Annotated in this window: 1 protein-coding gene; it reads right to left on the minus strand. The window is 62.8% G+C overall.

Features of this window, described 5'->3' with window-relative positions:
* A partial coding sequence (locus CH341_RS33375; protein WP_146604840.1) for a hydantoinase/oxoprolinase family protein occupies positions 1–239 on the minus strand: 239 nt, incomplete at both ends.

The raw sequence follows: 239 nt of genomic DNA on the forward strand, positions 1-239 counted from the left end.
GAATATGCACCTTCTGCATGCCGAGACGGTCGGCAATCTGGCAGGCGTGCTGGCCGCCGGCGCCGCCGAAGCAGGAGAGCGCGTAATGGGTGACGTCGTGGCCGCGCTCGACCGAGATCTTCTTGATGGCGTTCGCCATGTTTTCGACGGCGATTTTCAAAAAGCCATCGGCAATCTCCTCCGGCGTGCGGTGCCTGCCGTTCTCGTCCGGTCCGATCTCCTTGGCGAGCGCTTCGAAC

Source organism: Rhodoplanes roseus (assembly GCF_003258865.1).
Lineage (GTDB): Bacteria > Pseudomonadota > Alphaproteobacteria > Rhizobiales > Xanthobacteraceae > Rhodoplanes > Rhodoplanes roseus.